Annotated in this window: 28 protein-coding genes and 1 tRNA gene; 6 read left to right on the top strand and 23 right to left on the bottom strand. The window is 63.9% G+C overall.

What is annotated here, in order from left to right:
* Positions 1–52: 52 nt before the first annotated feature.
* Positions 53–655: a nitroreductase family protein gene (locus U5A65_RS35270; RefSeq protein ID WP_321915868.1), complete on the bottom strand. Its 603-nt coding sequence runs from the start codon at positions 653–655 to the stop codon at positions 53–55.
* A 164-nt stretch (positions 656–819) separates the two neighbouring features.
* Entirely contained in the window at positions 820–2,103 is a 1,284-nt protein-coding gene (locus U5A65_RS35275; RefSeq protein ID WP_321938283.1) for an MFS transporter, read from the bottom strand.
* 175 nt (positions 2,104–2,278) lie between these two features.
* On the opposite strand from U5A65_RS35275, the gene U5A65_RS35280 reads away from it, so the two are divergent.
* A complete protein-coding gene (locus U5A65_RS35280) occupies positions 2,279–2,920 on the top strand; it encodes a TetR/AcrR family transcriptional regulator (RefSeq protein WP_321938282.1) in 642 nt (213 codons plus the stop codon).
* 19 nt (positions 2,921–2,939) lie between these two features.
* Complete coding sequence (locus tag U5A65_RS35285) at positions 2,940–3,509, top strand: DUF1415 domain-containing protein (RefSeq protein ID WP_321915871.1); 570 nt, start codon at positions 2,940–2,942, stop codon at positions 3,507–3,509.
* Between the two features lie 19 nt (positions 3,510–3,528).
* Here the strand turns inward: U5A65_RS35285 and U5A65_RS35290 are convergent, their stop codons facing one another.
* Complete coding sequence (locus tag U5A65_RS35290) at positions 3,529–4,392, bottom strand: SAM-dependent methyltransferase (protein WP_321915872.1); 864 nt, start codon at positions 4,390–4,392, stop codon at positions 3,529–3,531.
* Positions 4,393–4,766: 374 nt separating this feature from the next.
* On the opposite strand from U5A65_RS35290, the gene U5A65_RS35295 reads away from it, so the two are divergent.
* Positions 4,767–5,087 carry a DNA-binding protein gene (locus U5A65_RS35295; protein WP_233883048.1) on the top strand — a complete coding sequence of 107 codons (321 nt, stop codon included), beginning with the start codon at positions 4,767–4,769 and terminating at the stop codon, positions 5,085–5,087.
* Positions 5,088–5,215: 128 nt separating this feature from the next.
* Here the strand turns inward: U5A65_RS35295 and U5A65_RS35300 are convergent, their stop codons facing one another.
* Positions 5,216–6,364 (bottom strand): class I SAM-dependent methyltransferase, encoded by a 1,149-nt coding sequence (locus U5A65_RS35300; protein ID WP_321949167.1) that lies wholly within the window; start codon positions 6,362–6,364, stop codon positions 5,216–5,218.
* 257 nt (positions 6,365–6,621) lie between these two features.
* Between U5A65_RS35300 and U5A65_RS35305 the strand changes: the two genes are divergently transcribed.
* Positions 6,622–9,390 (top strand): Eco57I restriction-modification methylase domain-containing protein, encoded by a 2,769-nt coding sequence (locus tag U5A65_RS35305; protein ID WP_321949168.1) that lies wholly within the window; start codon positions 6,622–6,624, stop codon positions 9,388–9,390.
* A 70-nt stretch (positions 9,391–9,460) separates the two neighbouring features.
* Entirely contained in the window at positions 9,461–10,411 is a 951-nt protein-coding gene (locus U5A65_RS35310; protein WP_321949169.1) for a cation diffusion facilitator family transporter, read from the top strand.
* 67 nt (positions 10,412–10,478) lie between these two features.
* On the opposite strand, the gene U5A65_RS35315 is transcribed toward U5A65_RS35310, so the two are convergent.
* From U5A65_RS35315 to U5A65_RS35345, 7 genes are all read right to left on the bottom strand, one after another.
* Positions 10,479–10,554 (bottom strand) — tRNA-Thr (locus U5A65_RS35315).
* Between the two features lie 18 nt (positions 10,555–10,572).
* Complete coding sequence (locus tag U5A65_RS35320; RefSeq protein ID WP_321915876.1) at positions 10,573–11,070, bottom strand: ClpXP protease specificity-enhancing factor; 498 nt, start codon at positions 11,068–11,070, stop codon at positions 10,573–10,575.
* 79 nt (positions 11,071–11,149) lie between these two features.
* Complete coding sequence (locus U5A65_RS35325; protein WP_027797364.1) at positions 11,150–11,761, bottom strand: glutathione S-transferase N-terminal domain-containing protein; 612 nt, start codon at positions 11,759–11,761, stop codon at positions 11,150–11,152.
* Positions 11,762–11,875: 114 nt separating this feature from the next.
* On the bottom strand, positions 11,876–12,676 hold the full coding sequence (locus tag U5A65_RS35330) for a cytochrome c1 (protein ID WP_415766189.1): 801 nt from the start codon (positions 12,674–12,676) through the stop codon (positions 11,876–11,878).
* An 18-nt stretch (positions 12,677–12,694) separates the two neighbouring features.
* Positions 12,695–14,083, bottom strand: a complete 1,389-nt coding sequence (locus U5A65_RS35335) for a cytochrome bc complex cytochrome b subunit (RefSeq protein ID WP_321915877.1) — start codon at positions 14,081–14,083, stop codon at positions 12,695–12,697.
* A complete protein-coding gene (petA, locus tag U5A65_RS35340) occupies positions 14,083–14,703 on the bottom strand; it encodes a ubiquinol-cytochrome c reductase iron-sulfur subunit (protein WP_321915878.1) in 621 nt (206 codons plus the stop codon). Before petA ends, U5A65_RS35335 begins: the two co-directional genes overlap by 1 nt.
* A gap of 261 nt (positions 14,704–14,964) precedes the next feature.
* The gene (locus U5A65_RS35345) at positions 14,965–15,711 is read right to left on the bottom strand and encodes a Nif3-like dinuclear metal center hexameric protein (RefSeq protein ID WP_321915879.1); all 747 of its coding nucleotides are present in this window, start codon (positions 15,709–15,711) and stop codon (positions 14,965–14,967) included.
* A gap of 19 nt (positions 15,712–15,730) precedes the next feature.
* On the opposite strand from U5A65_RS35345, the gene U5A65_RS35350 reads away from it, so the two are divergent.
* Positions 15,731–16,948 carry a Do family serine endopeptidase gene (locus tag U5A65_RS35350; protein WP_321915880.1) on the top strand — a complete coding sequence of 406 codons (1,218 nt, stop codon included), beginning with the start codon at positions 15,731–15,733 and terminating at the stop codon, positions 16,946–16,948.
* Positions 16,949–17,062: 114 nt separating this feature from the next.
* On the opposite strand, the gene tatC is transcribed toward U5A65_RS35350, so the two are convergent.
* From tatC to hisC, 12 genes are all read right to left on the bottom strand, one after another.
* On the bottom strand, positions 17,063–17,845 hold the full coding sequence (tatC, locus tag U5A65_RS35355) for a twin-arginine translocase subunit TatC (protein ID WP_321915881.1): 783 nt from the start codon (positions 17,843–17,845) through the stop codon (positions 17,063–17,065).
* 45 nt (positions 17,846–17,890) lie between these two features.
* Positions 17,891–18,451: a Sec-independent protein translocase protein TatB gene (gene tatB / locus U5A65_RS35360; protein ID WP_321915882.1), complete on the bottom strand. Its 561-nt coding sequence runs from the start codon at positions 18,449–18,451 to the stop codon at positions 17,891–17,893.
* Positions 18,452–18,560: 109 nt separating this feature from the next.
* Positions 18,561–18,797 (bottom strand): Sec-independent protein translocase subunit TatA, encoded by a 237-nt coding sequence (gene tatA, locus U5A65_RS35365; RefSeq protein WP_321915883.1) that lies wholly within the window; start codon positions 18,795–18,797, stop codon positions 18,561–18,563.
* A gap of 159 nt (positions 18,798–18,956) precedes the next feature.
* Positions 18,957–19,325, bottom strand: coding sequence for a histidine triad nucleotide-binding protein (locus U5A65_RS35370; protein ID WP_321915884.1), 369 nt, complete (start codon positions 19,323–19,325; stop codon positions 18,957–18,959).
* 42 nt (positions 19,326–19,367) lie between these two features.
* Positions 19,368–19,760 (bottom strand): DUF4870 family protein, encoded by a 393-nt coding sequence (locus U5A65_RS35375; protein WP_028206579.1) that lies wholly within the window; start codon positions 19,758–19,760, stop codon positions 19,368–19,370.
* A gap of 91 nt (positions 19,761–19,851) precedes the next feature.
* The gene (locus tag U5A65_RS35380; protein ID WP_110388464.1) at positions 19,852–20,220 is read right to left on the bottom strand and encodes a phosphoribosyl-ATP diphosphatase; all 369 of its coding nucleotides are present in this window, start codon (positions 20,218–20,220) and stop codon (positions 19,852–19,854) included.
* Positions 20,217–20,642: a phosphoribosyl-AMP cyclohydrolase gene (gene hisI, locus U5A65_RS35385; protein ID WP_321915885.1), complete on the bottom strand. Its 426-nt coding sequence runs from the start codon at positions 20,640–20,642 to the stop codon at positions 20,217–20,219. Before hisI ends, U5A65_RS35380 begins: the two co-directional genes overlap by 4 nt.
* A gap of 4 nt (positions 20,643–20,646) precedes the next feature.
* Positions 20,647–21,420 carry an imidazole glycerol phosphate synthase subunit HisF gene (gene hisF, locus U5A65_RS35390; RefSeq protein WP_321949170.1) on the bottom strand — a complete coding sequence of 258 codons (774 nt, stop codon included), beginning with the start codon at positions 21,418–21,420 and terminating at the stop codon, positions 20,647–20,649.
* A gap of 223 nt (positions 21,421–21,643) precedes the next feature.
* Positions 21,644–22,396: a 1-(5-phosphoribosyl)-5-[(5-phosphoribosylamino)methylideneamino]imidazole-4-carboxamide isomerase gene (hisA, locus tag U5A65_RS35395; RefSeq protein WP_069268257.1), complete on the bottom strand. Its 753-nt coding sequence runs from the start codon at positions 22,394–22,396 to the stop codon at positions 21,644–21,646.
* A 174-nt stretch (positions 22,397–22,570) separates the two neighbouring features.
* The gene (hisH, locus tag U5A65_RS35400) at positions 22,571–23,212 is read right to left on the bottom strand and encodes an imidazole glycerol phosphate synthase subunit HisH (RefSeq protein WP_158758746.1); all 642 of its coding nucleotides are present in this window, start codon (positions 23,210–23,212) and stop codon (positions 22,571–22,573) included.
* 209 nt (positions 23,213–23,421) lie between these two features.
* Positions 23,422–24,009, bottom strand: a complete 588-nt coding sequence (hisB, locus tag U5A65_RS35405) for an imidazoleglycerol-phosphate dehydratase HisB (protein ID WP_028218451.1) — start codon at positions 24,007–24,009, stop codon at positions 23,422–23,424.
* A gap of 54 nt (positions 24,010–24,063) precedes the next feature.
* Positions 24,064–25,140, bottom strand: coding sequence for a histidinol-phosphate transaminase (gene hisC / locus U5A65_RS35410; RefSeq protein ID WP_321938270.1), 1,077 nt, complete (start codon positions 25,138–25,140; stop codon positions 24,064–24,066).
* Positions 25,141–25,214: the final 74 nt, after the last annotated feature.

Raw genomic sequence — 25,214 nt, forward strand, 5'->3', positions numbered from 1 at the left:
TTTGCTCGGTTCGATAACCCGCTGCCCGCATGGGCGTTGGGCTATGTCCGGCTCAGCCCTTGAAGGGGTGCTTCCAGCCGTTTTCGTAGGCGATCTCGCCCACCGCCGAACGCGTGCGCTCCGCCTTCTCGCGATCGCGCAGCACCGGTTCCAGCTTCTCGGCTTCGCCGTAGTGGCCGATCGAGATGATCGACAGCGGCTCAACGTCGTTCGGCAGCGCAAATTCCTTGCGGAACGCCTGCACGTCGAAACCGCTCATCTGGTGCGCAGCGAGGCCCAGCGCGTGCGCCTGGAGTACGAGCGACATCGCCGCCGCGCCTGCGTCGTATTGCGCTGTGCGGTTCACTTCCCCCTTCGCGTTGAGCGTCTGCGCCGTCACGGCGATCAGCACCGGCGCCGGCGCGTTCCACTGCTGGTTGAACGGCACGAGCGTCGAGAACGCGCGCTTGAACGCGATTTCGTCGGCGCTACGGTCGAACACGATAAAGCGCCACGGCTGCAGGTTGTAGCCCGAGGGCGCCCAGCGCGCCGCCTCGATCACCGCGTGCAGCGCCTCGCGGCTCACCGGCTCGCTCGAATAGGCGCGCGGGCTCCAGCGGCCGGCGATGAGTTCGTGAATGGGCACGGCTGTCGGTGCGGGTTTGTGCTTCGTCATGCCTTGTGTGTCCTTGGGGTGGCGGGCGGCTTGCCCGGGGGTCACTAGAATAACCGCAGCGCGTGAAATACGCTCAAACGCAACGGGCGACGCTCATGCGTCGCCCGTTGGAATACGTCGAAGTGCGAACCGGCGCGTTCAAGTCGCGGTGCGCGTGCGCCTCGTCAGGCCGTTTGCACGCCCACGGCGCGCGGCCCGCGGTTGATGCGCAGCACGAGGAACGACGCGACGAGACACAGGCCCCCCGAAATCATTGACGCCACCGTGTAGGTGCCGAGACTCGCGCGCAACAGGCCCGCGCCGAACGCCGCGAATGCCGCGCCTAGCTGATGACCCGCCACGACCCAGCCGAACACGATCGGCGCGCGCTCCTTGCCGAAAACGTCGGTGGCGAGGCGCACCGTAGGCGGCACCGTCGCGATCCAGTCGAGGCCGTAGAACACAGCGAAAATCGGCAGCCCGAAGAAGTCGATGCCGAAGGCATGCGGCAGATAGATCAACGAAAGTCCGCGCAGCCCGTAGTACCAGAACAGCAGCACGCGGCTGTTGAAGCGGTCCGAGAGCCAGCCCGAGAGCGTCGTGCCGAACAGGTCGAAAATGCCCATCGTGGCGAGCAGCGAGGCGCCCTGCACTTCGGTCATGCCATAGTCGCCGCACATGGCGATGAGGTGCGTGCCCACATAGCCGTTCGTGCTCGCGCCGCAAATGAAGAAGCTGAAGAAGAGCAGCCAGAAGTCGCGCGTGCGGCTCGCCGAAAAGAGCGCGTCGAACGCGATCTTCAGCGGATTTTGATGCGGCGCCGGCGGCGCGACGGGGGTGCTTTCGTCCTCGCCGAACGGACGCAGATTCACGCTCGCGGGCCGCTCGGGCAGCAGGAACAGCACGAGCGGCAGCACCGCGGCGGCGGCCACGGCAACCACGAGCACCACCGACTGCCAGCCGTGCTTCTCCACGATCGCCGCGAGGAGCGGCAGGAACACGAGTTGGCCCGTGGCCGAGCTCGCCGTGAGGATGCCCATGGCAAGCCCGCGGTGCGAGTGGAACCAGCGCGTGACGACCGTGGCCGAAAGCGAAAGCGCCGCTACGCCGGTGGCGCCGCCTACCATCACGCCCCAGATCAGGATCATCTGCCACGGATGCGTCATCAGCGCGGAAAGCGCCACGCCCGCCGCCATCGTGCCGAGCGCCGCGAGCAGCGTGGGACGCACGCCGAAACGCTGCATGGCCGCCGCCGCAAACGGGCCCATGAGGCCATAGAGCGCGATGTTCACCGAGATGGCGAGCGAGATGGTCGCCCGGCTCCAGCCGAATTGATGCTCGAGCGGCACCATCATCACGCTGGGCGTCGCACGCGTGCCGGCCGCCGCCAGCAGCACCAGAAACACCACTGCCACGACGAGCCATCCGTAGTGGAAACGCCCGCCTATTCGCTTCGCTGCCCAGTTCATTGGTGCTCCTGTCACGGCGCGCCGGGTTTCGACATGCCTATGTTTTCGTTGGTATGACCGCTAGCTGCGACGATTCGCCATCGTTCGATTGTTACCGATCGGTCACAAGTGTGTTGCGATAGTAGTTACCGCTCGGTAACATGTCAAGCAATCACCCTGATCGCGAGATGCCCTCATGAAACACGAAGGCCACGCCGAAACGTCAACCGCCTCTGCGCGCAAGCCCCGCCCCCGCGCGCAAACGACCGGGGCGCGCGCCCACGAGCACCTGCTGCGCGCCGCCGACGAGCTGTTCTACCGCGAGGGCGTGCGCGCGGTCGGCATCGAGGCTGTGGTCGAGCGCGCCGGCGTCAACAAGATGAGCTTGTACCGGCAGTTTTCGTCGAAGGACGATCTCGTCGTCGCCTACCTGCAGCGCTGCGATGTGCGCTTTTTCGAGCGCTTCGACGCCAGTCTCGCGAAGCATCCGGGCGAGCCAGCGAAGCAGTTGATGCAGTATTTCGAGGACCTCACGCGCCGCGCCTCGGCGCCGGGCTATCGCGGTTGCCCGTTCGTGAACGTTGCGACCGAATTCCCCGAGGCCACGCATCCCGCGCGGCGCAGCGTCGACAACAACAAGACGAAGCTCATGGCGCGGCTCACCACGCTTGCGCAGGAAGCTGGCGCCAGCGATCCGGCCGCGCTTGCGGAGGAACTCGCGCTGCTCGTCGAAGGCATCTACGCCGCAAGCCAGACTTACGGCCCCGGCTGCGGCCCGATTCTCGCGGCGCCGCGCATGGCAAAGCTGTTGATCGAAGCGGCATGTCCACAGCGCTAGCCGCCCGTAAAATGACACGATGAACGAACCCGCTGCCCTGTCCCCCGACCACGCCGCCATTCTCGAAGCGACCCGCCACTGGCTCACGCGCGCTGTGATTGGCTTGAATCTCTGCCCGTTCGCGAAGAGCGTGTACGTGAAAAACCAGATTCGCTACGTGATTAGCGAGGCGACCGATCTCGAAGGTGTCCTCATCGATCTCGAGCGCGAGCTGCAAACACTCGCCCAAGCCGACGCCGCGGAGATCGACACGACACTGCTGATCCTGCCCCGTGCGCTCGCCGACTTCGCCGATTTCAACGACGCAACCTGGTTCGCCGAGCGCCTCGTGCAACAGTTGCGGCTGGAAGGCACGCTGCAGGTCGCAAGCTTTCACCCGCAATTCCAGTTCGAGGGCACCGAGCCCGACGACATCGAGAACTACACGAACCGCGCGCCGTATCCGATCCTGCATTTGCTGCGGGAGGCGAGCATCGAGCGCGCGGTCGAGGCATTCCCCGACGCCGCCGACATCTACGAACGCAACCAGGAAACGCTGCGCAAGCTCGGCTTCGACGGTTGGCAAGACTGGATGAACAAGCGCGACTGACGCCGCGCCGCCCACACGCTCAACCCTCGGTTGCCGCCTCCGGGGCCGCCTCGCCTTCGTCGGCGAAAAAGCGCTCGCGCAGGTCCGCGAGCCCAAAGGTATCGAGAATCTCGTTCAGCCGCTGCGCCGGACGGCGCCGCGGCAAATCCTTGTACTGGGCGATGATGAGTTCGTTCTTCATCGAGTGCTCCCAGCCCACCAGTTCCGTCACGCTCACCTGATAGCCGTGCGCCTCGAGCTGCAGGCAGCGCAGCACGTTGGTGATCTGGCTCCCGAATTCGCGCGTATGCAGCGGATGACGCCAGATCTCCGTGAGCGCCTGCCCGAGCGACTTGCCCTTATTGCGGCGCAGCACGCCCGCCACCTCGGCCTGGCAGCACGGCACGACCACGATGTAGCGCGCACGCTTCTTCAGTGCGAAGCGCAGGGCGTCGTCGGTGGCCGTATCGCAGGCGTGCAGCGCTGTGACAATGTCGATGGTGTCAGGCAGTTGCGGCGACGTAATCGAGTCGGCTACCGAAAGGTTCAGGAACGACATGCCGCCGAAGCCCAGCCGTTTGGCCAGCTCCTGCGAATGCTGCACGAGTTCGTCGCGCGTTTCGATTCCATAAATGTGTGACCTGTCGCGCTGATCCTTGAAGAACAGGTCGTAGAGAATAAAGCCCAGATAGGACTTGCCCGCACCGTGATCGACGAGGGTCACGTCGCGGCCATCCTGCTTGAGATCCTTGAGCAGCGGCTCGATGAACTGGAACAGGTGATAGACCTGCTTCAGCTTGCGGCGGCTGTCCTGGTTCATTTTCCCGTCGCGCGTCAGGATGTGGAGCTCCTTGAGGAGTTCGACAGACTGGTTCGGACGGACTTCGTAGGTCTTGCTGGACATCGGCGTGGTCACAGGAAAGGCGTGGCATGTCGCGAAACGTGCGACAGGCGACAGAAGGGTTGCGGTATTCCTGTCATTTTACGAAAAAAGCTAGTCAAGGCTGCCGAACCCATAAGAGCAGCGAGTGTCGTAATAGCGTCCAGGCACGCTGACCCACGTGCGGACAGGAGGGAGGGGTTGAGTAGAAGAGACACGAGGATTTTCGTCCCCGATGCCCAAAAAAGGACCAAAACGTAGCGCGACCAGCCGGCAACGAATCGACAGGCGCGCATTGGGAGGTCGCTCCGGGAGTGCCGGTTGCGATGAATCAGGCTGGCGCAGTCCTCGCTGCGCGAAGAGCGCACGACGCTGTATGGCCTTGCATGGGGCATGCAATGAATACGATACCTGACGGAAACGCAGAGCAAAAATTCCAGGAACTGCTTACGAAACTCATCACGGTTCCCGACTGGACGGAAAAGCAGCAACTGGAACTGGAAATGGCGCGCGACATCTCGGTGGAGATGCTGCGCGTTGCGGAAAGCATGCGCGACGGCCCATCGGATCTCGAAACCTGCCTGATCCTGCTGAAGTACGCGAAGGTGCTCGATTTCGTGATGTCGGCGTTGGCGTCGCGCCGCGATATCAAGCCGCAAACGCTGCGCGTGATTTTCAAGCTGGCAGGCCTCAAGGTCGACGAGGCCTATCCCGGGTGAAGCCGATGTGAACCTGACGTCAATCCGGCGCGGCGGCCTAACGCCGCCGACGCCGATGCTCGACTCCCATACGGGCCGTTAGCGGCCCGTACTCTTCTTTTTTGCCAACGATTTTGCCCGCCGCCGGCTCACTGCGCGCGCACCTTGAGGCGCCACAGCGAAGTCAGCTCGGCCACGCGCGCGCGATACAGCGCATCGCTGGGATCCGAGGCTTTCGGGTGCCGCGGACGAATGTCCTCCCGGCCCACCACTTCGAGTCCAGCCTCCACGATCATCTCGACGAGCGATTCGCGCGTGCGCAGCCCGAGATGTTCCGCGAAATCGGACAGGATCAACCACCCCTCGCCGCCCGGCTCGAGATGGTCCTTGAGACCGCCGAGAAAACCGCGCAGCATGCGGCTCTCCGGATCGAACACGGCGTATTCGATGGGCGACGCGGGACGCGCCGGCACCCACGGCGGATTGCAGACGACGAGCGGCGCGCGCCCCGGCGGAAACAGGTCTGCCTCGACGACCTCGACCTGGGCGGCATAGCCGAGGCGCTCGAGGTTCTCGCGCGCGCACGCCAGCGCGCGCGCGTCCTGATCGGTGGCGACGACGCGCTTCACACCGCGCGAGGCGAGCACGGCGGAGAGCACGCCCGTGCCCGTGCCGATATCGAAGGCCTTTTCGAGCGACGGCAGCGCCGTGCGCGCGACGAGATCGACATATTCGCCGCGCACCGGCGAAAACACACCGTAGTACGGATGAATGCGCTCGCCATTCAGCGCAGCGATCTCGACGCCCTTCTTGCGCCATTCGTGCGCGCCAACGAGACCGAGGATTTCACGCAACGACACCGCAGAAGCTTCACCATCGGGCGCGCCCCACGCCTCTTCGCACGCAAGGCGAACGTCGGGCGCGCGGCGCAGGTTGATGCCGTAATCGCCCTCGAGCGGAATCAGCACCATGGCGAGCGTGCGGGCGCGCTGCGCCTGCGCCTGGCGGTGCAAATGAAACGCTTCGAGCGGTGAGGCGGGCGCCTTGGGCGGCGCAGCCTTGCGAGGCTTGCGCTCCGCGCGGCGTGCCATGGCCAGCAGCAACTGACGCGCGTTCTGGAAGTCGCCGCGCCACAACAGGGCGGTGCCTTCGCAGGCGAGGCGGTACGCGGTGTCCGCGGTCGTGCGATCGTCGGCGATGACCACGCGTTTGGGCGCCGGCACGCCCGCCTCGGAGCGCCAGCGCACCGTGCGCGGGCCTTCGGTGTCGGGCCAGGTGAGAGTGGGATGTTCGGTCATAGGTCGGATAGTCGATGCGGCGGGCCAGTTCGTCGATGCGTTGCCGGACCGCCGGTTGGCGCCCCGGGGCGCCTTACGCGGCGCCATCATATAGCACGGCGACGCGGCACGTTCCGCCGCATCGCCTTTGCACCGATCATCGCTCAGACGTGCGGGCGCGTCGACTCGGCCAGACGGCATAGGACGAAACGCACGCGGGCGGCAGTAAAATGTGCGCCGACCGCGCCTCGCCACGCCACGCCCACCCGCTCGAGACCATGCCAGAAACCACCCAGCCGACACGCCGCGCGCGCAAACCGCGCACGCGCCGCGCCAGCGCCGGAGGTGGGCTCGACGAGGGGTTTTACGCCGAACTGCTGCATATCGTGGGACTGCGGGAGAACGTTTCCGGCGCAGGGCGCACCGTGACGCGACTCGCGCCGGACGCGCGATTGCGTGGCGCACTGATCGAACTCGCGCTAGCGCGTCTTGCCGCGCGCGAGGTCGAGAGCCAGAACGAACGGACGGAGGCCGACCGCTTCGAACTTGCGCTGCGGCTTTGCATCGCCTGGATCAGCCGCCTGGTTTTTCTCAAGGTACTCGAAACACGTCTGCTAACGCTCCACGGCGGCGATGCGCCGTACGCGTTTCTGAACGTGCGGCACATCCGCTCGTTCAGCGATCTCGACGCACTGTGCGACGCCGTACTCCATGGCGATGAAGCCGCGCCCCCCGCTCGCTTCGCTCACCTCCCCCGCTTCGACGGTTCGCTTTTCGAGCCGCAAGACCTGGACCCAAGCCTGCTCGGCATGGGCGCGCTCGACGAGAGCGCCGCGCTACCGCTTTTCGCCACAACCGTGCTCACCGATGCGGGCGGCGAGCGGCACGTGCTCGGGTATCTGCTCGATTTTCTTGGCGCGTTCGACTTCTCCGCCGGTTTGCTCGCGCACGAGCCAGCCGCGGCGAACGCGCGTTGCCTCGACGGCTCTTCGCTCGGGCTCGTCTTCGAAAAGCTCAATGGCTACCGCGATGGCGCGTGGTACACGCCAGGCAGCGTCGCGATGCAACTCGCCCGTCCCGCCATCACGAATGCGGCGCTGAATCGACTGAATCGCGCCAACGGCTGGCACTGCACGAACATCGATCAGCTATCCGAATTGATCGACGACCGAGACGAAGCTCGGGCGATTCTGGACTCGCTGCGCATCTGCGATCCCGCCGTGGGCTCAGGGCATCTGCTCGTTTCAGCGCTCAACGAGTTGCTCGTGCTGAAAGTCCGCCTTGGCTTGCTGAACGCGTGTGACCTCGAAGCGCTTAGCGCCTGCCGCATCGACGTAACTGCGGACCGGCTTTGCGTCACGCACGCGAACGGCGAGCCGCTCACACACGAGCGCGATGGCGAGGCCATCCGCAAGATCGAAGCCGCGCTCTTTCGTGTCAAGCGGGACATCGTAGAGCGCTCGCTCTTTGGTGTGGACATCCATGCCGATTCGGTCGGCATGGCGCGTTTGCGGCTGTGGATCGAACTGCTCGAACACGCGGACTTCACCGCTTCGCTGCCAAACCTCGAGACCAACCTCAAGCAAGGCAACGCCACGCTCAGCCGTTTTGACTTCGATACGCCCATTCGCGAGTACGCAGCGCTAATCGCGAACTATCGTGCGAGTGCAGCAAAACTGCGGACGACCAACACACGCGCCGCAAGACGCGCCGAAGCCGCTCGATTCGCCCAACTGCGCGACACGTTGCGCAACGCGCTTGCAAATATCCCGGCCCAAACGCCGCCCAAAGAGGCCACGGCGTTCGAATGGCGCATCGAGTTCGCCGAGCTACTCACCGACGAAGGCCACTTCGAGCGTTTCGACGCCGTTATTGCGAATCCGCCCTATATCGATTCCGAGCGCATGATCAACCAGGGCCAGCGCGCGCTGCGCGAGCGCCTCGCGCAGCGCTGGCCGAGCGCGAGGGGCAACTGGGACCTGTACATCGTGTTCATGGAGCTAGGCCTCGCGCTCCTCAAGCCTGGTGGCGCAATGGCGTATCTCACGCCCGACAAGTGGCTCTCGAAGCCCTTCGGCAACGCGCTGCGCGCGCGGCATCTGGACAAGATCGAACGCATCGTCGGGCTCGGGCGCGGTGTGTTCGAACAGGCGCGCGTAGATTCGATCATCACAGTCTTTCGCGAGTCGGGCACGCCCGCCATCGCGACTGCGCGCATCGAGGGCGAAACGCTTCGCGAGCTGGCGCAAACCGACAAACGCACGCTAGAGGCGCCGTGGCCGCTCGACGCGCTGCTCTCGCCACATGCCGCGTTCGTGCAGCGGATCGGCCGCGCGCACCCCACGCTCGGCGGTTTGCTGCCCTGCGAAAACGCATGCGCGACATCGGACGCCTACCGGCTCGCGCCCCTCGTCGAAGAGGCCGAAGAGCATGCGCTCGCTGACCATCACTACCGCGTGGTGAACACCGGCACGCTCGGGCGCTACGTCTCGCGCTGGGGCAGCAAGCCGATGACCTACCTCGGGCGACGCTACAACGCACCCGTGGTCGAGCGCGAGCGTTTCGCCTCAACGTTCTCGAACGGCTACGGCGCGAAAGCCCATGCGAAAAAAGTGATCGTGAAAGGCCTCACGCGGCTCGACGCGACACTCGATCTCGCCGGCGACACCATCCCCGGCAAAACTACGCTTATCCTGCGCTCAGACGACGAGCCCGTGCTCAAGCTCACGGCGGCGCTCCTCAACTGCCCGCTCTCGATTTTCCTGATTCGCGCGAAGTACGGATCGTCAAGCTACAACGGCGGCGTGGCATTCACGAAAGCGATGATCGACGCGTTGCCCGTGCCAGGCTGCGCTTCGGTGCGCGACGAGATCGCCGACTGCGTAACCCGGTTGCTGCGCGCTCACGAGTCCGGATGCGGCGCCCCGGAAGTGGAAGACATCGCGCGCGAGATAGATCGACGCCTTTACGCGGCTTTTGGCTTGTCGGGGCAGGAGATCGACCTCGTGGAAGGCCGCACCGGCCCGATCGCGCACGAAGCAAGCTGACCGGGCAGCCGCACGACGGCGTCACGGCGAGTCGGCTAGTCTTGCTCATCCTCGCGCGAGAGCAGACATCATGGAACGGCTACGATTCTTCAGTCCCTCCGACGAGAGCAGCGTGCTGACGTTATCAATCGCCACGACGTTGGTGATCGCCCTCATCGGCATCCTGTTCGGCCTGATCTCCGGCTCGTTTTCCATTGTGTTCGACGGCGTGTATTCGCTCGTCGACGCGAGCATGAGCGCGCTCGCACTCGCCGTCGTGCGGCTCATCACCTCCTACGCGGTCAACGTCGACCTGCCGCGTAAATGGCGCGAGCGCTTCACCATGGGCTTCTGGCATCTCGAACCCATGGTGCTCGGCCTGAACAGCACGCTGCTCGTGGGCGTGGCCGTCTATGCGCTGATCAACGGCGTGACGAACCTGCTCTCCGGCGGCCACGAACTGCACTTCGGCCCGGCGCTCGTCTACGCCGTGCTCACCGTGAGCGCATGCGCAGCGATGGCGGTGTTCGAATCACGCGCGAACCGTCGAATCCACTCGGATTTCGTGCGCCTCGACATCAAGTCGTGGATCATGTCCGCGGGCATCACGGCCGCGCTGCTGATCGCGTTCAGCGTCGGCTATGCGATTCAGGGAACGGCGTGGGAGCACCTCACGCCCTACGTCGACCCGGCGGCGCTCGTGGTGGTATGCGCGGTGATTATTCCGATTCCGCTCGCGGAAATCCGCCAGGCCCTGCTGGACGTGCTGCTCGTCGCGCCCGCGGATCTCAAGCAGCATGTCGATGCCGTCGCGAAACGCTTCGTCGAGCGCTACGCCTTTGAGTATTACCGCGCCTACGTCGCGAAAGTGGGGCGTTCGCGCGAGATCGAGTTGTATTTCGTCGTGCCGCCCGACATGCCGCCAAAGCGCATTGCCGAGTGGGATGCGATCCGCGACGAAATTGGCCGGGCCATAGGCGGAGACGAGTCGCACCGCTGGCTCACGATCATGTTCACGAGCGACCCCGAATGGGCGGAGTGAGCCCAGAAAGCACAAAGGGTTACGTGAATTTCACGTAACCCTTTGTCTTGACGCTTTACTTCGAATTTGGTGCCGGCTGCAGGACTCGAACCCGCCACCTGATGATTACAAATCAACTGCTCTACCAGATGAGCTAAGCCGGCATAGCCCGCTATTCTACTTCATTTCACGATCTTGAGGTGACCCTTGCCGCCCTTGTTGCCGCCTTCGTCATCTTTGTCGGCAGCGCGCGACGCGACGGGCGCGAGCGGTGCGGCAGATTCCTCGGCAGGCTCGTCGCGCACTTCGTGCGCTTCGGCTTCTTCGTGGTCCTCGGAGGACAGCACGTCGTCGGCGTCGCCCGCCGGCGACTCGACCGGGAACGCCATGCCCTGGCCGTTCTCGCGCGCGTAGATCGCGAGAACGTTCGACACCGGCACCTCGATCTTGTGCGACTTGCCCGAGAAGCGCGCGTGGAACTCGATCATCTCGTTGCCCATCTGCAGCTGGCTCGTCGCCTCGAAGCTGATGTTCAGCACGATCTCGCCGTCACGCACGAACTGGCGCGGCACGCGCGTGCGGTTGTCGACCCGCACCGCGATATGCGGCGTGAAGCCGTTATCGGTGCACCACTCGTACAGCGCGCGCAGCAGATACGGCTTGGTGGAAATCTCTTGCATCAACAATCCTTTCACGAGGCGGCATCCACACGCACGCTGTGCACGCCGCCTCTGTTACCTGCTACCGCCAGGATACTACTTAACGACGCATGACCTTTTCAGACGGCGTGAGCGCTTCGATGTACGCCGGACGGCTGAAAATGCGCTCGGCGTACTTCATGAGCGGCGCGGCGTTCTTCGACAGTTCGATGCCATAGTGGTCGAGGCGCCACAGCAGCGGCGCGATCGCGACGTCGAGCATCGAGAACTCTTCGCCCAGCATGTACTTGTTCTTCAGGAAGATCGGCGCGAGCTGCGTGAGGCGGTCGCGGATCGCGAGGCGCGCCTTCTCGTGATTCTTCTCGGCGGCCTTGCCCTTCTCGTTCTCGAGCGTGCTCACGTGCACGAACAGTTCCTTCTCGAAGTTGAGCAGGAACAGACGCGCGCGGGCGCGCTGGACGGGGTCGGCCGGCATCAGCTGCGGATGCGGGAAGCGCTCGTCGATGTACTCGTTGATGATGTTCGATTCGTACAGGATCAGGTCGCGCTCGACCAGAATCGGCACCTGACCGTACGGATTCATCACGGCGATGTCTTCCGGTTTGTTGAACAGGTCGACGTCGCGGATTTCGAAGTCCATGCCCTTTTCGAACAACACCAGCCGGCAGCGCTGGGAGAACGGGCAGGTAGTGCCGGAGTACAGAACCATCATGATTTACATTTCCTCAATAAACCCAAAAGGCCAGCGGGCGAAAAAACCGCCTGACGGTCCCTGAACCGTCAGACGGCATCTCGTCGCACCGGCCCCACGTCGGTCAGGACGTGCCTATTTGATATCTTTCCAGTACGCGGCGTTCAATCGCCACGCGAAAAAGCTCAAGACGCCGAGGAACAGAAGCACCCACACGCCAAGCTGCCTGCGGGTTTTCTGCTCGGGTTCGGCCATCCAGCCGAGGTAGGCCACCAGGTCGGCCACGTCGGCATCATAATCCACAGGCGTTAGCGTTCCGGGCGTGACCTGCTGGAACCCGGCAAAGCGACGGACTTTTTCCCCGGTTTCCTCATCAGTCGTGTCCTCGAACTTCGCCGTGCGTATGCCCTGCAACTGCCACAGCACGTGCGGCATGCTCACGTTTTCGAACACCAGGTTGTTCCAGCCAGTCGGCCGCGTGTCGTCGCGGTAGAAGGTGCGCAGGTACGTGTACAGCCAGTCGCGCCCTTTCGCCCGCGCTTCCACGGAGAGGTCCGGCGGCGCCACGCCGAACCACGCCTTTGCGTCGTCCGGGCGCATCGCGATGGACATCGTGTTGCCGACCTTGTCGGTCGTAAACAACAGATTATCTTCGATTTGCTTCTGCGGAATGCCGAGATCCTGCAACCGGCTGTAGCGCATCAAGTTCGCACTATGGCAATTCAGGCAATAGTTTACAAACAATTTGGCGCCGTGTTGCAGCGAAGCAAGATTTTCGCCGTTATCGGGAGCGCGGTCGAGCGGAAAGTTTTCCTGCGCCGCCACAGATCCGACCCCGAATACACATGAGAGCGCCAGCGCGGCCAAGCCGGCCCGGACGCCGGCAGCCCGTATGCTCACCTTCGCGAGCGTCGAAAAAAGAGATTTTCTCGTCATATCTTCCTCGCTCGTCATTTAATGGGGCTTGAACCGCACGCGTTCGGGCGGCTGCTTGAACGTGCCAAGCGGCGTCCAGAACGGCATGCCGAGGAAGAAGGCGAAATAGACGAGCGCGCAGATCTGGGCGATCAGCGTGGCCGCCGGCGATGGCGGTTTCGTGCCGAGGAACGCGAGCGTCAGGAACGCCAGCACGAAGATGCCGAGAAACACCTTGTGGAAGAACGGCCGGTAGCGGATCGATTTCACCGGCGAGCGATCGAGCCACGGCAGGAAGAAGAGCGAGACTACCGCCGTGCCCATGACCACCACACCCCAGAACTTCGACTCGGTGAAGTACATGGCGAGGATCACGAGCACCGCCAGCACCGGCAGCCCGGCGCGCCATTTGCCGCGGGCGCGCACGAGCGCGAGCAGGCCGAGCAGCGCGATCACGATCATCAGCACGATCTTGAACGGGTCGGTGGTGGCACGCAGCATCGCGTAGAACGCCGTGAAGTACCAGACCGGCGCGATTTCGGGCGGCGTTTGCAGCGAGTTGGCCGGCACGAAGTTATTCGCCTCGAGGAAGTAGCCGCCCATTTCCGGCGCGAAGAACACGATCGCCGCGAAGATCATCAGGAAGATGCACACGCCCATGAAGTCGTGCACCGAGTAGTACGGATGAAACGGAATGCCATCGAGCGGCACGCCGTTCGCGTCCTTCTTCTCCTTGATCTCGATGCCATCCGGGTTGTTCGAGCCCACTTCGTGCAGCGCGATGATGTGGCAGATCACGAGCCCGACCAGCACGAGCGGAATGGCGATCACGTGGAACGCGAAGAAGCGGTTGAGCGTGACGTCCGACACCACGTAATCGCCGCGAATCCACAGCGAGAGATCCGGCCCGATGAAGGGGATCGCCGAGAACAGGTTCACGATCACCTGCGCGCCCCAGAACGACATCTGGCCCCACGGCAGCAGGTAGCCGAAGAACGCCTCGGCCATCAGGCACAGGAAAATCGCGCAGCCGAAAATCCACACGAGTTCGCGCGGCTTGCGGTACGAGCCGTAAAGCAGCCCGCGGAACATGTGCAGATACACGACCACGAAGAACATGGAAGCGCCCGTGGAGTGCATGTAGCGGATCAGCCAGCCCCACGGCACCTCGCGCATGATGTACTCGACCGAGGCGAACGCGAGCGTCGCATCGGGCTTGTAGTTCATGGTGAGGAAAATGCCGGTGATGATCTGGTTCACCAGCACGAGCAGCGCAAGCGAGCCGAAGAAGTACCAGAAGTTGAAGTTCTTCGGCGCGTAGTACTCGGTCAGGTGCGCTTTCCAGGTCGAGGTCATCGGAAAGCGCTTGTCGATCCAGCCCTGCAGGCCGGCCGTCTCCCCCGCATCCTTTTCGGTTCCCGTCGTCATCACGCTTCTCCTTTTTCGTCCTTGCCGATCACGATCTGCGTCGGGGACGCGAACATGTAGCGCGGAATGTCGAGGTTTTGCGGTGCCGGCTTGTTCTTGAACACGCGGCCGGAGAGATCGTAGGTGGAGCCGTGGCACGGGCACAGGAAGCCGCCCGGCCAGCTGTCGGGCAGGTTCGGCTGCGGGCCTTCCTGGAAGCGCGGCGTCGGCGTGCAGCCCAGATGGGTGCAGACGGCAACCGCCACGAGAATGTTCTGATGCTCGGCGCGCGAACGGAATTCGTTCATGCAGTACTCCGGCATCGGCATCGAGAACGGATGCTCGGAGTTCGGATCGGCCAGGTCGGGATCGGCCTTCTTCACGTCGGCCATCATGCGATCCGTGCGGTACAGGATCCACACGGGCTTGCCGCGCCAGGCCACGGTCATCATCGAGCCGGGCTGCAGATTCGTGATATCGGCTACGACGGGCGCGCCGGCGGCACGCGCTTTTTCGGATGGTGCAAAGGAACCTACGAAGGGTACGACAGTGGCCACGCCTCCAATGCCACCTGCTACGGACGTCGCAATCAGCCAGGTTCGGCGGCTGCCATCGACGCGGTCATTCTCGTTGTCTCGCATCACATCGCCCCACTTCTGAGTTGGATTTTTCCGTCACGCCAGCTTACCCGCGGTGCTGCCGAACGCTAGTTTGCTCGAATGGAGTTGGCATTTACAAGGGGCGTTCTCGAAAAAGCTTCGGAAGTCCTTGATATCTCGGGGTTTTCCCGCAGAAAAGAGGGCCACTTTCTTTTCAGCTTGTAAATGCCCGATGAATAAAACGATGCTGCACCACGACAATTTTCGCCATGCGAACGCCGGCATGCGCATGGAAAAGTTCGTTTAAACGGGATTGTCGATGTCGATGAAAAGATGCTCGATGTTGAACGCTTCCGAGAGGTGCGCGCCCACCGCCTGCACGCCGAAACGCTCGGTTGCGTGGTGGCCCGCCGCGAGAAACGCCACCCCGCTTTCCGCCGACGTGTGCGTGGTCTGCTCGGAGATCTCGCCGGTGAGGAAGACGTCGGCGCCGGCGTCGATCGCGGCGTCGAAGTAGCTTTGCGCGGCGCCCGTGCACCAGGCCACGCGGCGCAGCTGCCAGTCGGGGTCGCCCAGCACGAGCGGCGCGCGGCCGAGCGTTTGCGTGACCTCGGCGGTGAAGTGCGCAAGCGTGATCGGCATGGGCAGCGTGGCCATCCAGCCGAGATCCTGCTCGCCGAAGCGTTGTTCGCCGATCCAGCCGAATCTGGCGCCCAACTGCGCGTTATTGCCCAGTTCCGGATGGCTATCGAGCGGCAGGTGGTACGCGAACAGGTTGATATCGTTCGCGAGCAAGGTCTTCAGGCGCCGGTATTTGCGGCCCGTGATTTGCGGCGCTTCGTTCTTCCAGAAGTAGCCATGGTGCACGAGCACGGCGTCGGCGCCCCACTCGAGCGCGGCTTCCAGGAAGGCGAGTGAAGCGGTCACGCCCGTGGCGATCTTCTCCACGCGACGCCGCCCTTCGACCTGCAAACCATTGGGGCAGTAGTCCTTGAACCGCGCGGATTCCAGAAGATTGTTCAGATACAATTCCAGTTCGATCCGATCCATATAATCCTCTAATCTTCAGATGCTTAGACGCTTTTGGCTGTTCTTCGCCCAGGCGGTGACGGTCCTGCTGGCGTTGATGTTCATCATCGCCACGCTCAAACCGCAGTGGCTGCAGCACCAGGGGCAGTTCGGCAAGCAGCTTGCCGAACCGATCGTCGCACTGCGGGAGGTGGCGCCAGGCATCGGTGGAGGCACCACCCAGGGCTCCTATGCGGACGCCGCCCAGAAGGCAATGCCCGCGGTCGTCAACGTGTTCTCGAGCAAGGATGGGTCGCTGCCGCCCGACCCCCGCCAGAACGACCCGCTATTTCGCTACTTCTTCGGCGATCGCAACAAAAACCACAAGCAGCAGGAGCAGCCTGCCGCCAACCTCGGTTCGGGCGTCATTGTCAGTCCGGACGGTTACATTCTAACGAACCAGCACGTGATCGACGGCGCGGACCAGATCGAAATCGCGCTTTCCGACGGCCGCACCACCAACGCGAAGGTGATCGGCATCGACCCGGAAACCGATCTCGCTGTGCTCAAGATCAACCTGCCGAACCTGCCCACCATCACGCTCGGCCGCATGGACCAGACGCGCGTGGGCGACGTCGTGCTCGCCATCGGCAACCCGTTCGGGGTGGGACAAACGGTCACGATGGGCATCATCAGCGCGCTGGGCCGCAATCACCTCGGCATCAACACGTTCGAAAACTTCATTCAGACCGACGCGCCAATCAATCCGGGCAACTCGGGCGGCGCGCTCGTCGACGTGAACGGCAACCTGCTCGGCATCAACACGGCCATCTACTCGCGCTCGGGCGGCTCGCTCGGCATCGGCTTCGCGATTCCCGTCTCCACGGCGCGCAGCGTGCTGGAGAGCATCATCACCTCGGGTTCGGTCACGCGCGGCTGGATCGGCGTAGAACCGCAGGACGTGACGCCCGAGATCGCCGACTCGTTTGGGCTCAAGGAGAAGTCTGGCGCGATCGTCGCAGGCGTGCTGCAGGGCGGCCCCGCCGACAAGGCCGGCATTAAGCCCGGCGACGTTCTGACCTCGGTGAACGGCGAGGCCATCACGGACACCACACGCCTTCTGAACGTGATCGCGCAGATCAAACCGGGCACCGACGCGAAGATCCACCTCGTGCGCAAGAACAAGGACATGGATCTCGACGTGCTGATCGGCAAGCGCCCGCCGCCGCCGAAGCAGCCGGCCCAGGAAGACGGCGAAGGCGACGACGACGGGGGCTGATCCGTCACAGGCCGGGCGTCGCGCCCTGCCCGTTTCCAGAATGCGAAAAGGCCGCGAACTCAAGTTCGCGGCCTTTTCGTTTGCCTGCGGCTTTTCCGCGCAGCGCCAGCGAGGTTAGCTCGCCGGCTGACTCTCGTCCGCGGGTTTCTTCTCGCCGGTGCCAATGAAGATACGCGCCGCGATGATGCCCAGCTCGTACAGCACGATGAGCGGCAACGCGAGAATGAGCTGCGAGAACACGTCCGGCGGCGTCACGACGGCCGCGACGATGAACGCGCCAACGATCACGTAGGGCCGGACCTGCTTGAGCTTCTTCACGGTGACCACGCCCATGCGCACGAGCAGCACCACGATGATCGGCACCTCGAAGGTCACGCCGAACGCAATGAACATGGTGAGCACGAAACTCAGGTAATTGTCGATATCGGTCGTCATCTCCGCGCCAAGTGGCGCGTTGTAATGCGCCATTACGCGGAAGATGGTCGGGAACACCACGAAATACGCGAACGCCATGCCGCACAGGAAGAGCGTGTAGCTGCTCGCCACGAGCGGCGCGACGAGCTTCTTTTCGTGCTGGTAAAGGCCGGGAGCGACGAACGCCCAGATCTGGTAGAGCACGACCGGCAGCGCGATCACGAAGGCCACGAGCATCGTGACCTTCATGGGCACGAAGAACGAGCCGGTCACGTCGGTGACGATCATCTTGCCGTCGCGCGGCAGGTTCTGCATGAGCGGACGCGCAAGCAGACGGAATATATCGGGCGCCCAGTACACGAGCCCGATGAACACGACGATCACGGCAAGGCCCGCGCGAATAATGCGGTCGCGCAGTTCGACGAGATGGGAAATGAAGGTCTCTTCGGAGCCTTCGTCCAGTTTTTGCTGGGGGTCGCTCACACCGGCCCTCTGTTGGAAATGGTCGTGCGCAAATGCGAATCCGCGTCAGAAGAACCGCGTGGGCCGGCGCAGGCTTGCCGGCGTGTGCTGTGCCACGCGCGCAGCGCCGGATTGCACTCGCGTACGGCGCAGCGTGGCGCGTTTGTACCAGACAGGCGCGGCGCTTTGCTTCACGCGCCAGTTCTTGCGCTTCGCACCGCTCGCGCCCGCGTTGCCGGAGCGCCATCCCGATTGCGTTGCGGTGCCGTCCATCACGTTGGCCGCAGCGCCTTCCAGACTGGCAGGATCTGCGCCGCCCGCGATGCTCGGCGACACCGACGTGCCCGCGTTCCAGGCGTCGTTCAACTCGGTTTCATGCTTGCGCAGGTTGTCCTGAACGTTCTTTTCGACGTTCTGCGCCGCCTCCTCGAACTCGGTCTTCATGCGGCGCAACTCGTCGAGTTCGATCTCGCGCGTGACTTCCGCCTTGACGTCGTTGATATAACGCTGCGCGCGCCCGAACAGCGCGCCCGCCGTGCGTGCGACACGCGGCAGCCGCTCCGGTCCGAGAACGACCAGCGCGACGACGCCGATCAGCGCCATCTTGGTTAAACCGAGATCGAGCATGAATGGAGTTTTCCGTCAGCCTTGGCTGTCTTGTTAGTCACAAGCTGTGGTCACGAGCGGGATTCAAGCTGGAAAACAGGTGGCGGCGAGAAAAAGGCCGCCACGCGTTTTAGCGGTAGTCGTTCGAGCGCTGCGTCTTGTCCTTGGCTTCGACGTCGACTGCGCCGCCGTCGGCCGGCAGCTCACGCTTTGGCGCGTCGGCGCCTTCGCTCTCGCGCATGCCTTCCTTGAAACCCTTTACCGCACCGCCCAGATCGCTACCGATATTGCGCAGCTTCTTGGTGCCGAAGACGAGCGCAACGATCAACAAGACGATCAGCCAGTGCCAAATGCTCAACGAACCCATGATTCACTCTCTCCTTAACCCCGTCGCCGCGCGATGTGCGCGACGCGATAAATTGTGCCTGTTTGATGTTGCACCGACGTGGCGTGCGACCCTTTAGCAAAACGCGGGGTTCGCCCCACGCCATCCATCATTTATACCGACTTTCACCGCCCTCGGCACTCAGCCCATGCGGTGCCACGGACGCGGCCCGGCCAGCAAATGCGCGTGCAGATGGTAGACCTCCTGCCCGCCGCCCGGCCCCGTATTCACGACCGTGCGAAATCCGGTGTCGCCGCCCGTGTACGAGACGCCCAGCTCCTTGGCGAGCCGCGCGACCAATACAAACATTCTACCAAGCAGCGGTGCGTCGTTTTCACCGCAGTCGGCAAGGGTGGAAATATGCTGGCGCGGAATGACGAGGACGTGCGTTTCGGCTGCGGGCCGGATGTCGCGGAAGGCGACGAATTCGTCGTCTTCATACACCCGGGTGCTGGGAATCTGGCCATCGGCGATCTTGCAGAAAAGACAGGTGCTGCGGTCGTGACTCATGGTGCTCCTGGTGAGCAGCGCCGCACACGCACCCGGCTGCCCTCAAAACCAGGCGCGCGGATTGTGCAGCGGCTTGTTGTCGTACAAGTACAGCCAGCCTTTGATGATACGGTACAACGTCCAGATTGCGACAGCCCACAAAATTGGAATGCCGACCAGCACGAAGATGAGCACGCCGCCGATCAGATGGCCGGCGAGGCCAAGCCAGAACGTGCGGATTTGCCAGGTGAAGTGCTGCTCGTAGGGCGTGCCGAGCGCTTCGTCGCGCTTGAGGTAATTGAGGATGATGGCCACCAGCACCGAAATGCCGCCGGTGAGCCAGTACACCGCGTAGAGCGCGTACAGCACGTGCGTGAAAGTGCGCAGGCTGCGCAAACGGTCCGCGTCAACGCCGTTGCGGTACGAAGGGGGCGGATAGTCGCCAGACGTGGACATGTCGTTCATCTCCTGTCGATCCAGAGTTAGCGCTTTAGCGGTTACTCCGGTCCCATGCAGAACGTGGGGTGGGTTGCGCTGCGCGCCAGCCTCAGTCGCCGTTCTCTTCGCGCTCGCGGCTCTTGCGCAGCGCCTTTTCCTCAAGACCCGAAAGACCCTCGCGGCGTTCCAGTTCCGCGAGCACGTCGGCGGGACTCAGATCGAAATGCGAGAGCGTGACGAGGCAATGGAACCACAGGTCGGCCATCTCGCCGACCAGCGCCTTCGGTGCGCCGCCCTGGCGCACGTCCTTCGCGGCCAGCACGACTTCCGTTGCTTCTTCGCCGACCTTCTTGAGCACTGCGTCGTCGCCCTTGTGAAACAGGCGCGCGACGTAGGAGGCGTCCGGATCGCCGCCTTTGCGGCTGTCGATCACCGCTGCGAGGCGCAGCAGGGTGTCGTTGGTGTTCAGTTGCGTCATTTGTAGATGTGTTCGGGGTCTTTCAGCACAGGGTCGGCGGCGACCCAGCGGCCTTCGTCGACGGTGCCTTCGAATTGCTGGAAAAAGCACGAGTGGCGGCCCGTGTGGCACGCGATGCCCGACACCTGCTCGACCTTGAGCAGCACGACGTCTTCGTCGCAGTCGAGGCGGATGTCGCGCACGTGCTGCACGTGGCCCGACTCCTCGCCCTTGAACCACAGGCGCTGGCGCGAGCGCGAGAAGTACACGGCGCGGCGCAGCTCCACCGTCTTGGCGAGCGCTTCGCGGTTCATCCAGGCGAACATCAGCACGTCGCCGGTGGTGGCTTCCTGCGCGATCACCGGCACGAGGCCGCTCGCGTCCCAGTTGACCTTGTCGAGCCAGTTGGCGTTGGCAAGGTCGTTGGTTGGTTCGTTGCTCATCGCGTCACATCCTCACCGAGATGCCCTGGTCGGCCATGAAGCGCTTCGCCTCGCTCACCGTGTGCTCGCCGTAGTGGAAGATGCTCGCCGCCAGCACGGCGTCGGCACGGCCCTTGACGATGCCGTCTGCGAGGTCCTGCAGGCCGCCCACGCCGCCCGAGGCGATCACGGGAATCGGCACAGCGTCGGACACCGCGCTCGTGAGGGCGAGGTCGAAGCCGCTCTTCGTGCCGTCGCGGTCCATGCTCGTGAGCAGGATTTCGCCCGCGCCCAGCTCGGCCATCTTGTGCGCCCATTCCACGGCGTCGATGCCCGTGGCCTTGCGGCCACCGTGCGTGAACACTTCCCAGCGCGCGGGTTCGCCCGGCGCGGACGTCCGCTTCGCGTCGATGGCGACGACGATGCACTGCGAGCCGTATTTGTCGGCGGAATCGCGCACAAGCTGCGGATTGGCGACGGCCGACGAGTTCATGCTGACCTTGTCCGCCCCGGCGTTGAGCAGGCGCCGCACGTCCGCCACGGCACGCACGCCGCCGCCGACGGTGAGCGGAATGAAGACCTGCGAAGCCACCGCCTCGATGATCGGCAGGATCAGGTCGCGCTGGTCGGAGGTCGCGGTGATGTCGAGAAACGTCAGTTCGTCGGCGCCCTGGTCGTCGTAGCGGCGCGCGATTTCGACGGGGTCTCCCGCGTCGCGCAGTTCGACGAAATTGACGCCCTTCACGACGCGCCCGGCGGTCACGTCGAGGCAGGGGATGATGCGTTTGGGTAGAGCCATGATCTTGCCGAAGTTGCGAGTCGGTGTGAGTGCGGCGAGCGGCTTTCGCGAGGACGCTGCCGACCCCGGTTGGGGCCTGGCACGCAGCCCATTGTCGCGCGCTTTGCGGCTTGCCTTGCGCCTTTAGGCGAAATTATCCCGCGCGGGCGCCAGTCCCAATGGAGATGGCGGCGCAGCACCAAAAACAAAAGGCCTCCCGTTACGGAGGCCGGCGTTCGACGCGTTACGCGTCGTCCGATTCGCGCAGGCTGTCTGCGCGCGTTTGCGCGGCGGCGAAATCGAGGTCGCCCGAGTAGATCGCGCGACCGCAGATCACGCCTTCCACGCCTTCGTCCTCGACTTCGCACAGTGCGTCGATGTCGCCGAGGTTGGAAAGACCGCCGCTCGCGATGATCGGAATCTTCACCGCACGCGCGAGGCGCACCGTCGCTTCGATGTTGATGCCCTGAAGCATGCCGTCACGGCCGATGTCGGTGTAGATAATCGACTCGACGCCGTAGTCCTCGAACTTGCGCGCGAGGTCCACGACTTCGTGGCCCGTGAGCTTGCTCCAGCCGTCGGTCGCGACTTTGCCGTCTTTCGCGTCGAGGCCGACGATGATATGGCCCCCGAATGCCGTGCACGCTTCCTGGAGGAAGCCCGGATTCTTCACGGCGGCGGTGCCGATGATCACATAGGACAGGCCGTCGTCGAGATAACGCTCGATGGTGTCGAGGTCGCGGATGCCGCCGCCGAGCTGCACGGGGATCTCGTCGCCGACTTCGCGGATGATCTCGCGAATCGCGTCTTCGTTCTTCGGCTTGCCGGCAAACGCGCCGTTCAGGTCGACGAGGTGCAGGCGCCGCGCGCCGCGCTCGACCCAATGTCGGGCCATAGCCGCCGGTTCCTCGGAGAAAATCGTCGCCTGGTCCATATCGCCTTGTTTGAGGCGCACGCAGTGACCGTCTTTGAGATCGATGGCCGGAATCAGCAGCATAGCTTCGGGTGTGTCTGGGAATGGGGTTGAAGTCTGCGGCGCCGGCGGAAAAAAGGCCCGATCCGACGCCGTTTCGCTAGTTTAGTACAACTCTTTCGGCGGCCTTGCTGACGCAAGTCGTATGCCGCGGCGCTCGTGCGCGAAGGCGGCTGCGAGCGTCAGCGCCGCAGGAATTCAGGGGTTCCAGTGGACGAAGTTGCGATAGACGCGCAAGCCCGCAGCGGCGCTCTTTTCCGGGTGGAATTGGGTGGCGAAGATGTTATCCCGCGCCACTGCCGAGGTAAAGGCCGCGCCGTACGGCGTTTCGCCCACGGTGTGCGCCGCATCCGCCGGAACCACATAGTAGCTGTGCACGAAGTAAAAGAAGCTTTCGTCGGGCACGCCGTCCCACAGGGCGTGGGCGCGCGCCTGGCGCACGCGGTTCCAGCCCATTTGCGGGACCTTGAAGCGCGAGCCGTCGTCCTGCAACTGGCCTTCCAGATCGAAGCGCACGACCTTGCCGGGCAACAGCCCCAGGCCCTTCGTGTCGCCTTCCGCGCTCCAGTCGAACAGCATTTGCTCGCCCACGCATACGCCCATGAGCGGCTTCGTGCGCGAGGCTTCGAGCACGGCGTCCTGCAGGCCCGACTCCGCCAGGCTGCGCATGCAGTCGGGCATCGCGCCCTGACCCGGCAGCACCACGCGGTCGGCCGCGCGGATCGCTTCGGGGCGCTCGACGATAGCCACGTCGGCTTCCGGTGCGGCCTGCCTCAGCGCCTGGGCCACCGAACGCAGGTTGCCCATCCCATAATCCACAATCGCAATTGAAGTTTTCATCTCGAATCCGGCCTGCTCAGCAGGCCCTGCCCTTGGCTGTGTGGGCGCCAGTGCGCCGCGATGTGCCCTGATCTGCCTTCGAAGCCGTCAATGTACGCCACCTGGCGCGCGCAAGCCCATAAGCCGAACGGCTAATGTGGCGCGCATGCTGCATGCGCCTGCGGCGTCCGCGCGGCGCTGCCCGCCTGCTGGTCGGTGCAAGGCGCCCCTTAGAGGCTGCCCTTCGTCGACGGAATCTTGCCCGCCTGACGTTCGTCCAGTTCGGCGGCCTGGCGCAGCGCGCGGCCGAATGCCTTGAACACGGTTTCCATCTGATGGTGCGCGTTGAGACCGCGCAGATTGTCGATGTGCAGCGTCACGCCGGCGTGGTTCACGAAGCCGCGGAAGAACTCGATCGACAGGTCGACATCGAACGTGCCGATGCGCGCGCGCGTGAACGGCACGTGGAATTCGAGGCCCGGACGGCCCGAGAAGTCGATCACGACGCGCGAGAGCGCCTCGTCGAGCGGCACATAGGCGTGACCGTAGCGGCGAATGCCCTTCTTGTCGCCAATGGCCTGCGCCACCGCCTGGCCGAGCGTGATGCCGACGTCTTCCACCGTATGGTGGTCGTCGATATGCGTGTCGCCATGCGCCTCGACTTCCAGATCGATCAGACCGTGTCGTGCGATCTGGTCGAGCATATGGTCGAGAAACGGCACGCCGGTCGCGAGCTTTTGCTCGCCGGTGCCGTCCAGATTGAGTTTCACGCGGATTTGCGTTTCGCTGGTGTTGCGAACGACTTGCGCGACGCGCATGGCAATTTCCTTCAAACAGCCCGTAACAGGAGAGTGGGAGAACGAAGCTTCGGCTTAACGGAGCACGAGCTTCAGGGCAGCGAGCAATTGTGCGTTTTCGTCGGGGGTGCCAACGGTCAGGCGCACACAGTTCGCAAGCAATGGGTGCATTTTACCCACGTTTTTGATCAGAATCCGGGCAGACAGCAGCGTGTCAAAAACCGCGGCCGCGTCGGGCACGCGCACGAGCAGGAAATTGCCCGCGCTTTCGAACACCTGGGCGCCCGGAAGTTTCGCCACTTCGGCCGCGAGCGCTGCACGCTGTGCGCGCAATTGCGCGGCCTGCGCGTCGAGCACATCCACATGGTCGAGCAACAGATCTGCGGCCGCCTGCGTGAGCACGTTCACGTTGTACGGCGGACGCACCTTGTCGAACTCGTTGAGCCACGTCGGACGCCCGGCCAGATAGCCGAGGCGTATGCCTGCGAGCCCAAGCTTCGACATCGTGCGCATTACGACCACGTTGTCGAACTCGCCCACGCGCGGCATCCAGCTTTGCATCGCGAACGGCTGGTAGGCCTCGTCGATCACCACGAGGCTCTTCGCCGTCGCAGCGGCCGCGATCACGCGCTCGATGTCGGCGTCGGCGAACAGCGTGCCCGTGGGGTTGTTCGGATATGCCAGCCAGATCACGGCCGGCGTGTGCTCCGCGATGGCCGCGAGCGTCGCCTCGAGGTCGAGCGTGAAATCGGCCTTGAGCGGCACGCCGACGAACTCGACCTGCGCGAACTTCGCCGACATCGCATACATGACGAAGCCCGGCACCGGCGCCAGCACTTTCGCGCCCGGCTTCGCGCACGCCGTGGTCACCATGCTGATGATCTCGTCCGAGCCGTTGCCGAGCAGGACATCGCAGTCGGCCGGCACGCGCATGACCTGCTTGAGCTTGGCGATCAGCGCTTCGGGGCGCGGCGCGGGATAACGGTTCAGCGCGACTGCCGCGAGGCGTTCGCCCAGTTGCTCTGCAAGGTCGGCGGGCAGTGCAAACGGGTTCTCCATCGCATCGAGCTTCACAAAACCGGAAGCGTCGGGCACGGGGTAACTCGTCATCGCGAGCACGTCGCGACGGATGATGTCTTGTGGTGTCGTCATGTCGAAAAGCGGCTCGCGAAAAGCGAGGCCGCCGGCACGGACCGCTCGGCAAGCCGGCGGCCCTGGTTATCGTC

Origin of the sequence: Paraburkholderia sp. J10-1 (genome assembly GCF_905220165.1) — a bacterium.
In the GTDB taxonomy this organism is placed as follows: Bacteria; Pseudomonadota; Gammaproteobacteria; order Burkholderiales; family Burkholderiaceae; genus Paraburkholderia.

Bases quoted from the DNA above. Each gene is read 5' to 3' on its own strand.
- U5A65_RS35275 (WP_321938283.1), bottom strand. From the start codon at position 2,103: ATGAACTGGGCAGCGAAGCGAATAGGCGGGCGTTTCCACTACGGATGG.
- U5A65_RS35310 (WP_321949169.1), top strand. From the start codon at position 9,461: ATGGAACGGCTACGATTCTTCAGTCCCTCCGACGAGAGCAGCGTGCTG.
- hisF (WP_321949170.1), bottom strand. From the start codon at position 21,420: ATGGCTCTACCCAAACGCATCATCCCCTGCCTCGACGTGACCGCCGGG.
- U5A65_RS35370 (WP_321915884.1), bottom strand. From the start codon at position 19,325: ATGAGTCACGACCGCAGCACCTGTCTTTTCTGCAAGATCGCCGATGGC.
- U5A65_RS35305 (WP_321949168.1), top strand. From the start codon at position 6,622: ATGCCAGAAACCACCCAGCCGACACGCCGCGCGCGCAAACCGCGCACG.
- hisB (WP_028218451.1), bottom strand. From the start codon at position 24,009: ATGCGCGTCGCGCAAGTCGTTCGCAACACCAGCGAAACGCAAATCCGC.
- U5A65_RS35300 (WP_321949167.1), bottom strand. From the start codon at position 6,364: ATGACCGAACATCCCACTCTCACCTGGCCCGACACCGAAGGCCCGCGC.
- U5A65_RS35350 (WP_321915880.1), top strand. From the start codon at position 15,731: ATGCTTAGACGCTTTTGGCTGTTCTTCGCCCAGGCGGTGACGGTCCTG.
- petA (WP_321915878.1), bottom strand. From the start codon at position 14,703: ATGCGAGACAACGAGAATGACCGCGTCGATGGCAGCCGCCGAACCTGG.
- U5A65_RS35330 (WP_415766189.1), bottom strand. From the start codon at position 12,676: ATGACGAGAAAATCTCTTTTTTCGACGCTCGCGAAGGTGAGCATACGG.
- tatA (WP_321915883.1), bottom strand. From the start codon at position 18,797: ATGGGTTCGTTGAGCATTTGGCACTGGCTGATCGTCTTGTTGATCGTT.
- hisI (WP_321915885.1), bottom strand. From the start codon at position 20,642: ATGAGCAACGAACCAACCAACGACCTTGCCAACGCCAACTGGCTCGAC.
- U5A65_RS35290 (WP_321915872.1), bottom strand. From the start codon at position 4,392: ATGTCCAGCAAGACCTACGAAGTCCGTCCGAACCAGTCTGTCGAACTC.
- U5A65_RS35320 (WP_321915876.1), bottom strand. From the start codon at position 11,070: ATGCAAGAGATTTCCACCAAGCCGTATCTGCTGCGCGCGCTGTACGAG.
- U5A65_RS35345 (WP_321915879.1), bottom strand. From the start codon at position 15,711: ATGGATCGGATCGAACTGGAATTGTATCTGAACAATCTTCTGGAATCC.
- U5A65_RS35295 (WP_233883048.1), top strand. From the start codon at position 4,767: ATGAATACGATACCTGACGGAAACGCAGAGCAAAAATTCCAGGAACTG.
- U5A65_RS35335 (WP_321915877.1), bottom strand. From the start codon at position 14,083: ATGACGACGGGAACCGAAAAGGATGCGGGGGAGACGGCCGGCCTGCAG.
- U5A65_RS35380 (WP_110388464.1), bottom strand. From the start codon at position 20,220: ATGACGCAACTGAACACCAACGACACCCTGCTGCGCCTCGCAGCGGTG.
- U5A65_RS35280 (WP_321938282.1), top strand. From the start codon at position 2,279: ATGAAACACGAAGGCCACGCCGAAACGTCAACCGCCTCTGCGCGCAAG.
- U5A65_RS35270 (WP_321915868.1), bottom strand. From the start codon at position 655: ATGACGAAGCACAAACCCGCACCGACAGCCGTGCCCATTCACGAACTC.
- hisH (WP_158758746.1), bottom strand. From the start codon at position 23,212: ATGAAAACTTCAATTGCGATTGTGGATTATGGGATGGGCAACCTGCGT.
- tatB (WP_321915882.1), bottom strand. From the start codon at position 18,451: ATGCTCGATCTCGGTTTAACCAAGATGGCGCTGATCGGCGTCGTCGCG.
- U5A65_RS35325 (WP_027797364.1), bottom strand. From the start codon at position 11,761: ATGATGGTTCTGTACTCCGGCACTACCTGCCCGTTCTCCCAGCGCTGC.
- U5A65_RS35375 (WP_028206579.1), bottom strand. From the start codon at position 19,760: ATGTCCACGTCTGGCGACTATCCGCCCCCTTCGTACCGCAACGGCGTT.
- U5A65_RS35285 (WP_321915871.1), top strand. From the start codon at position 2,940: ATGAACGAACCCGCTGCCCTGTCCCCCGACCACGCCGCCATTCTCGAA.
- hisA (WP_069268257.1), bottom strand. From the start codon at position 22,396: ATGCTGCTGATTCCGGCCATCGATCTCAAAGACGGTCACTGCGTGCGC.
- hisC (WP_321938270.1), bottom strand. From the start codon at position 25,140: ATGACGACACCACAAGACATCATCCGTCGCGACGTGCTCGCGATGACG.